The sequence below is a fragment of the Ureibacillus sp. GCM10028918 genome, assembly GCF_042666115.1.
Lineage (GTDB): Bacteria > Bacillota > Bacilli > Bacillales_A > Planococcaceae > Ureibacillus.
Window position 1 is genome coordinate 43,715 of record NZ_JBHTFK010000035.1, and the last position, 9,378, is coordinate 53,092.

The window sequence follows — 9,378 nt, forward strand, 5'->3', positions numbered from 1 at the left end:
CTTATGAGTGCTAACACAATTATTATAATAATGAATTACTTTACCATTTGCAAGTCACAAGCCCAAAAAATTTTGTTTTCTATCCATATTCATCTACAATAGATGCATAGCGTATTATAAGGTAAACTTGAAACTTGCCGGTGATAGTTTAGCTACTTATTTTTCCTTATATACCTTTAATTTGATTTTTAATGGTATAGAATTACAAAATTTAAAGACTAGATTTAGAAAGAGGGAATTTTTCTATTGAGTAACTCTACAAAAGTTCAAACACAAAAAACCGCCTTTTATGTTTTAATCACTTACATAGCAATGCAATTATCTGGCTTCCTATTAAGAATTCCACCTCTCAAGTCATTCTTCCTGCAATATTTTCCGCAAGATGGAAATCAAGAGGTTGCTTTGGCAGGATGGTGGTCTACAATCTCTTTTGCAATTGCATTCTTAGTTTGTATATTCTTAATCTCTCAAAATAAGAACTTCTGGAATATATTTAAAGGAGAAAAAGCTTCTATTCCTGTATCAATCGGTTGGGGCGTTATTGGGTTTTTCTTAGTATTTCTTGGTCAAACGATAGGAGCTATGATTGAGTACGGACTCGGTATTCAAAACGGTTCGGCGAATACTGAATCCATTATTCAAATTACTGAAATTGCCCCTATTATGATTTTAGCTACAGTAGTTTTAGGGCCTATACTAGAAGAATTTGTTTTCCGCCGCGTCGTCTTTGGTTCTATTGTCCAAACACAAAATTTCTGGGTTGCCGGTCTAATCAGTTCTATCATTTTTGCTCTGATTCATCTAGACTTTACACACATCATTTTATATACGATTAGTGGGTTTATTTTTGCATTTTTATACTATAAAACACGTCGTTTACTTACTTCAATCATTGCCCATATGCTGTTAAATGGTTTTGTGACAATTGTTCAGATGAACGCTCACTTATTTCAATAGTTAAGATAAGAAAAAGCCTATTTTCAAAAGAGTTCTCTTTCGAAAATAGGCTTTATTATTATTGTTTATTTGTCATTTCTTCGATTTGACGGCGTTGCTCAGCCAATAAGTCTTCTACCTGGATTTTTTTAGCGATTTCCTCTTCTTCTTTCAAGCGCATTTCTTCTGCCACTAGATATTTTTTATAGCCGATCCGAGCGATTATAATACTGATTTCATATAATACAAACAATGGGATTGAAATCAAAATATATGAGATTATATCTGGCGGTGCTACTAATACCGCTATTACGAATAGCACAAAATAAGCATACTTACGGAATTTCACCATAAGCTGAGGATTTATAATTCCCAATCTCGCTAGGAACAGCATTACAACCGGTAATTCGAAGATGATGCCGAATGGGACCACTAATTTAAATAGAAATCCGAAATATTCATTAATCCCTATTGTTTGTTGAATATCAAGATCATCAGATAGCTGCATCATGAAGTTCATAACGTTTGGCAATAAAATATAATAGCCAAACGCTAGTCCAGCAACGAATAATAAAAAGGCATACGGAATGTATTTTAGCGTAGCTTTTCGCTCGGTTTCATGCAGCCCAGGTGTGATAAAGGCCCAAAGCTGGTACAGAATGATCGGCGAAGTAATAATCAGCGCGACAATGAATGTAACTTCCAAATACACAGTAAGTGGGTCACCTACATTGAAAGCGTTTAAAGTAAATTGCTCTGCTTGTTCGCTTAACTGAATATATTTAATAATCGGCTTTGCAAAATAAAAGCTCACAATTAAGGACAGAATAAAGAAAATGGCACAAATGAATAGACGTTTTCTTAATTCTTCTATATGTTCAATAACAGTGAGTTCTTTTGGATTCATTGAAATAGACATCCTTAACTTACTTGTTTTCTTTTTCTAGATCTTTTTGCTCGATGACATTGGCGCTCTTTTTCTTGTCCTCTTCATCATCCAATAACCCACTAGTTCCCTTTTTGAACTCACGTAATGTTGTTCCCATCGCTCTACCTAGTTCAGGCAGTTTCTTTGGTCCAAAAACTAATAGGGCTACTACACAAATAATAACTACGGCAAATGGTGAAATTGCATTTAAATGCACAACCATTGTAGCCACCTCCTCTATTATATGTACATTTTATCTCATCTTGTCGGAATTTGCTAATGGATAAATTTTAAATACTTTGTGTCAATCACTATTGCGTATTAAATAGATTAACGCTTCTAGTTCAACGGATAAATCAATATTCATCATCTTCATGGAATCAGGAACATTTAACCTTACTGGCGTAAAGTTCAATATTCCCTTTGCATCAATTTCAACTAAGCGATCTGCCATGATTTGTGCAGAACGACTAGATACCGTTAATATAGCTAATTCCGCGTTGAATTCATGATACATTTCCTCTAACCGATCTGGATGATATACAGGTATCCCATTAACCTCCATACCATCGTGTGGTGCTTTTGAGTCAAATGCCACTACGATTCTTGTATTGTGATTTTTGTGGAAGTTGTATTTTAAAAATGCGTTTCCCAAGTTCCCCACACCAATTAACGCAACATTTGCTCCTTCATCTTGATCAAGCGTTTGTCTAAAAAACTCAAGCAAATAAAGTACGTCATACCCATATCCCTTTTTACCAAGCGCACCAAAATAAGAAAAGTCCCTTCGAATTGTTGCCGAATCAATTTTCATGGCTTCACTCAATTCTTGTGATGAAATTCTCCTCTTTCCTTCATTGGCAAAGTTTTGCAAAAAACGATAATAGAGTGGAAGTCTTTTTGTAGTTGCTTGAGGAATTTTCATGTCTTGCTTCACACATTATCCCCCAATCTATTTCTCAAACTGACTGTTTTACCTGATCTGTATAAGTGATTATTATCTACATACTAAATTTATATCCTTATCTCTCGGAACTCAATATTCCTTTGTGCAGGTTCAATGAAACGCTTGTGAAATTAATATAATTCAAAATCGTTTTCATCTTACTAAACATGCAGAAATAAGTAAAGCATCCGCATTGCGCAAGGAATCTTCATCTATTACACTAAAGATAGAACTGAGGTGTAGTAATGATTGTTTTACAAGTAAATCAATTATATAAATCTTTTGTAACAGATGAAATACTTAGTGGTGTAAAATTAGAAGTTCAACATAGAGATCGAGTTGCGTTAGTAGGGCGTAACGGTGCAGGAAAATCGACATTACTCAAAATTATCGCTGGTCAAATGTCTTATGACTCTGGAGAAATTATCATTCCAAAAGACGTGAAAATTGGCTACTTAGAGCAACACGCAGGGCTCGAGTCAAACTTATCGATCTGGGACGAAATGATGACAATATTCGACTCATTGCGTAATCAAGAAAAAAAATTACGTACTCTTGAACAACGTATGGCTGATCCTGCAGTTTACGAGAATGCTGAAAACTATTCACGCGTAATGGCGGAGTACGATCAATTACAGCATGACTTTAAGGATGCTGGAGGGTACCAATATGAAGCAGATACACGTTCGGTGCTTCACGGCATGCAATTTTTCCCGGAGGATTACGAAAAACCGATTCTCTCCCTTTCCGGTGGCCAAAGAACCCGATTAGCATTAGCAAAGCTTCTACTAAGTAAGCCCGATTTATTAATACTGGACGAGCCTACCAACCATCTTGATATCGAAACATTGAGCTGGTTGGAAAGCTATCTAAAAGGGTATGAAGGAGCAATTTTAATCGTCTCCCATGACCGTTACTTCTTAGACCAGGTTGTTTCGATTGTTTATGAGGTATCAAGAACCCACGTGACAAAGTATGTTGGAAACTATAGTGCATATCTAGATGAAAAGGCAAAAAACTATGAGCGAGATTTGAAAATGTTTGAACGGCAACAGGATGAAAAAGCTAAACTAGAGGCATTTATCCAGAAGAATATTGCCCGTGCTTCGACAACAAAAATGGCCCAAAGCCGCAGGAAGGTTCTTGAACGAACAGAATGGATGGGATCTCCTGATGGTGATGAGCGTTCCGCAAACTTCGGCTTTACAATCGAACGTCAAAGCGGTAATGATGTTTTATCTGTTGACAAATTAATGATTGGCTATGAAGGGAAAAGCATCTCAAACAATATAAATATGCGCATCTTCCGTGAAGACCGTATAGCACTTGTCGGACCAAATGGCGTTGGGAAATCAACCTTGCTTAAAACGATCGTTAAGGATTTACCTATTCAATCTGGTGATATTCGATATGGTGCAAACGTTCAAATTGGTTACTATGATCAAGAACAGGCTAAGTTGTCTGGTAATAAATCTGTTCTTCAAGAATTATGGGATGAATGGCCATTATTAAATGAAAAAGATATCCGTACGATTCTGGGGCGTTTCCTATTTAGTGGAGATGACGTTACAAAGCCAGTTAGTTCATTATCTGGTGGCGAAAAAGCACGTGTTGCTCTCGCCAAACTCATGATGCAAAAAGCAAATTTACTCGTGTTGGATGAACCGACAAACCATCTTGACTTAGATAGCAAAGAAGTTTTAGAAAATGCACTAATCGATTATCCTGGTACATTGCTATTTGTATCCCATGACCGTTATTTTATCAATCGTATTGCTACAAAGGTTGTCGAATTATCAGGAACTGGTTCATTTGAATACTTAGGTGACTATGATTATTATCTTGAAAAAAAACAAGAACTTGAAGAATTAGCAGAAATGAAAACAGAAGCTGAAAAAGCCTCTTTAAAATTAAGCGAGACAACAACATCAAAAACCTCCACATCTCAAATTGATAAAGATGCAAAAAAACGCGAACGACAAATCCGTCGTACAGTTGAAGAACTAGAAAAGAAAATGATTGAATTTAGTGAAGAAATTTCAAGCATTGAAGCCAAGCTTTGTGAACCGGATATATTCAAGGATCACGAACAAGTGATGAAGTACCAAACAAAACTTGATTCACTTAAAACAGGACACGACGAACTCGAACTACAATGGCTCGAACTCAATGATGAGCTTGAGAATATTATTTCATCCTAATCGATAACCTAAAAATACCATGTGTATATACACATGGTATTTTTATTATTACTTAATAATTTACATATATCTTGGTCAATAGACAAATTTCGATAAAATATCTCCACAAATTTATTCACATGAACAATTTAGTAATATCAACATATCAACACACTTTTCCACATTATCCACAGTTTTAATTTTATTAATCCACAATGCGGTGTGTAAAAAATAATACTATATATAGTTTTACCACACGTTATCCCCAAGTTATCCACAATTTGTGCATAAGTACGAATGTTCGCCTTGACATTTTTAAAGAAATATTGTTAACCTGTGGATAAGTTTTCAGAAAAATTTTACAAAAGATGAATAACTGAATATCTTAGAAAAAACTCGCCTAAGTTAGATTGACTTATTTTATTAAAAAAGTAAAAGCTGTTTCAAATTGATTTGAAACAGCTCTAAATATAGAAAATGTCGTTTAACTTTCTACTCGTTTCTTGGGTTATTCGAAAGTTAGAATGCCCTCAGAAACTTATATCCAACTTTTTAATTCCTTACCTGGAATACCGTTCATGGCTAAGTCACCACGAACTCCTACATTATACATATAGGCTGCCGCAGCTCCTATCATTGCTGCATTATCGGTACAAAGCTTTAGAGGGGGAACTACGAAAGTGATATTTTCTTTTTCGAAAGCCTGTTCCAAGCTTGTTCTTAACCCTTTGTTCGCAGATACCCCTCCTGCGGCAATCACTTGCTTCACTTGGAATTCTCGCGCTGCACGTAAGGTTTTAGTTGTTAATACTTCTATTACACTGTCCTGGAAGCCTTTAGCAACCTTTTGAGGGATAATTTCTTCCCCACGTTGATCCATATTATGCTTATAATTAATAACCGCTGACTTTAAACCACTAAAACTGAAATCATATGAATTCTCTTCTAACCAAGCTCGAGGAAATTGGACCCCTTCTTCTGCTTCATGTGCAAGACGGTCTATATGTGGTCCACCTGGATAAGGCATGTTCAGAACACGTGCAACCTTGTCATAGGCTTCTCCTGCTGCATCGTCTCGCGTTTCTCCGATTACTTCAAAACTCCCATGCTCTTTCATTAATACCAGTTCCGTATGGCCACCTGAAACAACCAGAGCTAATAGTGGAAATTCCATCGGCTCGACTAATGCATTTGCATAAATATGACCAGCAATATGATGCACCGGGATAAGTGGCAGGCTGTGTGCAAAGGCAAAGGCTTTTGCAGCATTAATGCCTATCAATAGTGCCCCTACTAAACCTGGGCCTTCCGTAACCGCGACTGCTGTTAAATCAGAAGGTTCCATATTCGCTTTTTCTAAAGTCTCTTCTATCACAATTGTAATTTGTTCGACATGGTGTCTCGAAGCCACTTCTGGAACTACCCCTCCAAAACGCTTTTGACTTTCAATTTGTGAAGCTACGACATTGGAGACAATTTCTGTACCATTGCGAATGATAGCAGCTGCTGTTTCATCACAGCTTGTCTCAATTGCTAATATATATTGATTATTCATTTAAATTCACCCACATTACAAGAGCATCTTCTTGATTATCTGTATAATATCCTTTACGAACTCCACCATCTTGAAATCCGAGTTTTCTGTAAAGATTTTGTGCAACATTGTTCGAAACTCTAACCTCTAAACTCATAACATCAACATCCCGTTCTTTAGCAATGCGTATTGCTTCTTTCATCAATCCTTCACCAATGCCAAGACCACGTGCCAATTCAACAACAGCTACATTTGTAATTTGAGCCGAATCAAACACTAGCCACATCCCACAAAAGCCCAGAATCTCTTTATCATCATTCTCCGCCACAACATAGTAAGCAAAATTATTTTCTCTCATTTCATAATGAAATGAATCTAATGTCCAAGGAGTTGGAAACGATGCTACTTCAATTGAATAAACAGCCTCGACATCCTCTGGGGTCATTTTACGATAAAGTATCATTTTTTACTGCCCCTTCTTCTGATCCTTAATCCAATTTGCTTCTGCCTCTGAGATTCGATGATATTGCGGAACAAAATTGTGAACTTCGCCTACACCTGGAAGTGGTTGTTTTTGTGCTAACTCAACTAATAATGAGGCTCTTGGTAATGCAAGTGAAACCGGTACAAAACTTGCTTGATTATTAAGTTGAGCAATTATCTTTTCCCTAAAAGTCTCCACATCTATCCCAACAAATAGCACAGGTTCATTCAATTTCTTTAACTGTTCCAATAGTCCTTCGATGGAGTTGTGGTGTTCTTTTATCACGGGTTCTAATGTAGAGCCATGATAGGCTGCTGCATATACATTTTGTCTTCTTGCATCAAACAGCGAGCAGATTACACCATTAAAAGTTTGTCCATTGGCTGCTAACACCTGCAAGCTCGACACTCCGACTAATGGTATTTTTAACGTCCAAGCTAATGTTTTTGCAATCGTGACACCTATACGTAAGCCAGTATAAGAACCTGGCCCTTCCGAGACAGCAATTGCATCTATATCTACAGGCTTCAAATTCGCTTTCTGTAAAAGCACTTCTATTGTCGGCATCACTGTAACGGAATGCGTTAGTTTTTCGTTTTGTACAATCTCCTCTATAATCTGTCCATCTTTTACAATGGCTATAGATAGAGGTGAATTCGCTGTTTCAATTCCTAACCAAATCATTAAAATAACTCCTCACACAACTGTTCGTATCGCTTACCGATTGGTTTTAATACAAACTTTCTTTTATCGTTATCAATCCGATAAATTTCAATGGCTAATCGTTCATTAGGTAAATATTCTTCTATTAAATGTGCCCATTCCACAACACTGACTGCTTCGCCATAGAAGATTTCTTCCCAACCAAGATCTTCATCACTATCTGCTAAACGGTAAACATCTAAATGGTTGAATGGCAACCTTCCTTCGTATTGCTTCATGATTGTAAAAGTCGGGCTATTTACTGTTCTTGTAATCCCTAGACCCTTAGCAAGCGCTTGGGTAAATGTCGTTTTCCCTGCTCCCAAATCACCCTCAAGCGTAATTGTATCTTGGGCTTCTAAAAGTTGAGCCAAACTCTGTGCTAAGCTTTGTGTTTCCTCTAAGGACCTAACTTCTTTTTCAAATTCCATTTTAACTATCCTCTCACAGTCACATTACCATTAGTTTACCTAAACCTAGTTAAATGTTCAAAGTCTATACCTTGCCCTTCTAAAATAATGCTTAATTCTTGAAGATATGTATACTGGTCACCTTAAAAAAAAAATTGAGGTTTTCATCGTGTAGAATAACCACGTTTTTCAACTACCTTCTTCTTTTCCAGTTTCCCATCCTGAAAGTGTATTTCATAACTTTGAGTCATGAGTATTTCATCATCCCAAACATATACCCCGTCATCTATGGGCTCCCCTTTTCCCTTTGCAACTTCCACAACCTCTAGATAAGACATCCCTTTTTCAAGTTTTTCGAACTCTTCAATATTCATATTCATTTGCCAGCGAAATGAATTCAAATCTTCAATATCGTAATATTTATTTACTTTATAATACCACTGTGAAAGGAGAACCATGGTAGCAGCTATCGCAATCAATAATAATGCTAATAAATTTCTTCGAAATCGAGTTTTATTCATTAAAATCACCCCACGAAATGACTTACTACCACTATATTTATACGGGAGTAACATCATGTAACTTTAATGAAAAAAGTAAAATATTTAGTTTCAAATTTTGATAAAAAGAAAAAAGCTCATATAAAGCAATGCTTTACATGAGCGTATATATATTTTAATATGGCGGTCCCGACCGGGATCGAACCGGCGATCTCCTGCGTGACAGGCAGGCATGTTAACCGCTACACCACGGGACCAATGATATTCTTATATAAGAATATCATTTATTGGTTAGATTTACAATATTTTTTTATATTTACTATACATATTAGGATTTGAATCTTTTTAATTTGGTGGAATCTGAAATTTTAACAATAGGTAAGAATTCCTTAAGATGTTCATTTTTTTCGGTTTACTTAAAAATCATTCCTGTCCATAAGACCAGGTTAGGTGGCACATGTTAGTTTTTTGTGATTATTTTGCGTCCAAGGAGCATCTTCTTTGCCAACTAGTTTTATTTGATTTGCTCAATTGTATTCACCTGAAAGCGTTTCTCAGAAAATCTTTAGTATCCGTAAAGCTGATTCATTCGATTTGGTTTACCTCTATTACTTCTAATGGTGGACGAATACTCTTTTATTATAATTTGGAATAATAAAAAAACCGCTGAATACTCAGCGATTTCCGTTTGCCTAGCGACGTCCTACTCTCACAGGGGGAAGCCCCCAACTACCATCGGCGCTAAAGAGCTTAACTTC

10 protein-coding genes, 1 tRNA gene and 1 rRNA gene are annotated in these 9,378 nt (G+C 36.4%); 2 read left to right on the forward strand and 10 right to left on the reverse strand.

The genetic code is table 11. The annotated features are described in order from the left end of the window. Positions 1-246 precede the first annotated feature (246 nt). Positions 247-957, forward strand: coding sequence for a CPBP family intramembrane glutamic endopeptidase (locus tag ACFQU5_RS16935; RefSeq protein WP_390290458.1), 711 nt, complete (start codon positions 247-249; stop codon positions 955-957). Positions 958-1,015: 58 nt separating this feature from the next. Here the strand turns inward: ACFQU5_RS16935 and tatC are convergent, their stop codons facing one another. The 3 genes from tatC to ACFQU5_RS16950 form a co-directional block, all read right to left on the reverse strand. Continuing rightward, complete coding sequence (gene tatC / locus ACFQU5_RS16940) at positions 1,016-1,843, reverse strand: twin-arginine translocase subunit TatC (protein ID WP_390290462.1); 828 nt, start codon at positions 1,841-1,843, stop codon at positions 1,016-1,018. Positions 1,844-1,862: 19 nt separating this feature from the next. Next, a complete protein-coding gene (locus ACFQU5_RS16945) occupies positions 1,863-2,087 on the reverse strand; it encodes a twin-arginine translocase TatA/TatE family subunit (RefSeq protein ID WP_390290465.1) in 225 nt (74 codons plus the stop codon). Positions 2,088-2,168: 81 nt separating this feature from the next. Beyond that, positions 2,169-2,801, reverse strand: a complete 633-nt coding sequence (locus ACFQU5_RS16950) for a redox-sensing transcriptional repressor Rex (protein WP_390290467.1) — start codon at positions 2,799-2,801, stop codon at positions 2,169-2,171. A 254-nt stretch (positions 2,802-3,055) separates the two neighbouring features. Between ACFQU5_RS16950 and ACFQU5_RS16955 the strand changes: the two genes are divergently transcribed. Then, complete coding sequence (locus ACFQU5_RS16955) at positions 3,056-5,011, forward strand: ABC-F family ATP-binding cassette domain-containing protein (protein ID WP_390290469.1); 1,956 nt, start codon at positions 3,056-3,058, stop codon at positions 5,009-5,011. Positions 5,012-5,528: 517 nt separating this feature from the next. On the opposite strand, the gene tsaD is transcribed toward ACFQU5_RS16955, so the two are convergent. From tsaD to rrf, 7 genes are all read right to left on the reverse strand, one after another. Further along, on the reverse strand, positions 5,529-6,545 hold the full coding sequence (gene tsaD, locus ACFQU5_RS16960; protein ID WP_390290471.1) for a tRNA (adenosine(37)-N6)-threonylcarbamoyltransferase complex transferase subunit TsaD: 1,017 nt from the start codon (positions 6,543-6,545) through the stop codon (positions 5,529-5,531). Then, entirely contained in the window at positions 6,538-6,987 is a 450-nt protein-coding gene (gene rimI / locus ACFQU5_RS16965; RefSeq protein WP_390290474.1) for a ribosomal protein S18-alanine N-acetyltransferase, read from the reverse strand. Before rimI ends, tsaD begins: the two co-directional genes overlap by 8 nt. Before the next feature lie 3 nt (positions 6,988-6,990). Continuing rightward, positions 6,991-7,692 (reverse strand): tRNA (adenosine(37)-N6)-threonylcarbamoyltransferase complex dimerization subunit type 1 TsaB, encoded by a 702-nt coding sequence (gene tsaB, locus ACFQU5_RS16970; protein WP_390290477.1) that lies wholly within the window; start codon positions 7,690-7,692, stop codon positions 6,991-6,993. Continuing rightward, positions 7,692-8,141, reverse strand: a complete 450-nt coding sequence (gene tsaE, locus ACFQU5_RS16975) for a tRNA (adenosine(37)-N6)-threonylcarbamoyltransferase complex ATPase subunit type 1 TsaE (protein WP_390290480.1) — start codon at positions 8,139-8,141, stop codon at positions 7,692-7,694. Before tsaE ends, tsaB begins: the two co-directional genes overlap by 1 nt. Positions 8,142-8,284: 143 nt before the next feature. Next, on the reverse strand, positions 8,285-8,641 hold the full coding sequence (locus ACFQU5_RS16980; RefSeq protein WP_390290483.1) for a hypothetical protein: 357 nt from the start codon (positions 8,639-8,641) through the stop codon (positions 8,285-8,287). Positions 8,642-8,801: 160 nt separating this feature from the next. Continuing rightward, positions 8,802-8,877 (reverse strand) — tRNA-Asp (locus tag ACFQU5_RS16985). Between the two features lie 433 nt (positions 8,878-9,310). Then, positions 9,311-9,378 (reverse strand): 5S ribosomal RNA (rrf, locus tag ACFQU5_RS20320); the annotation flags it as partial.